Genomic DNA, 588 nt, shown 5'->3' with positions numbered 1-588 from the left:
TAGGTGTCGACGGCTTCGATCAGCGCCTTGATCGAGTTCTCGCCGATCTCGGGGTCGCGGCCTTCCATTGCGGCCAGGGCCGAACCCTTGATGATCGGAATGTCGTCGCCCGGGTAGTCGTAGCTGGACAGCAGCTCGCGCACTTCCATCTCGACCAGTTCCAGCAGCTCTTCGTCATCCACCTGGTCGACCTTGTTCAGGTAGACGACCATGTAGGGGATGCCCACTTGGCGACCCAGCAGGATGTGCTCGCGCGTCTGCGGCATGGGGCCGTCGGCGGCGTTCACGACCAGGATCGCGCCGTCCATCTGGGCGGCACCGGTGATCATGTTCTTGACGTAGTCGGCGTGGCCGGGGCAGTCGACGTGCGCATAGTGGCGCGTCTCGGACTCGTATTCCACGTGCGCGGTCGAGATCGTGATGCCGCGGGCCTTCTCTTCGGGTGCGCCGTCGATCTGGTCGTAGGCGCGGAAGTCGCCGAAGTACTTCGTGATCGCAGCCGTCAGCGTCGTCTTGCCGTGGTCAACGTGACCGATGGTCCCGATGTTGACGTGCGGTTTGTTCCGTTCAAACTTTGCCTTTGCCATG

The 588-nt window shown here is 62.8% G+C and carries 1 protein-coding gene; it reads right to left on the bottom strand.

The features are described from left to right. Positions 1-587, bottom strand: a 587-nt coding sequence (locus DDE75_RS17115; protein ID WP_114416159.1) for a GTP-binding protein, incomplete at its 3' end; no start/stop codon positions are given. Between the last annotated feature and the right edge of the window lies 1 nt (position 588).

It is taken from the genome of Paracoccus indicus, from assembly GCF_003056335.1.
GTDB lineage: Bacteria > Pseudomonadota > Alphaproteobacteria > Rhodobacterales > Rhodobacteraceae > Paracoccus > Paracoccus indicus.
The sequence above is the reverse complement of the archived record's forward strand: the minus strand, read 5'-3'. Positions and strand labels throughout refer to the sequence as shown.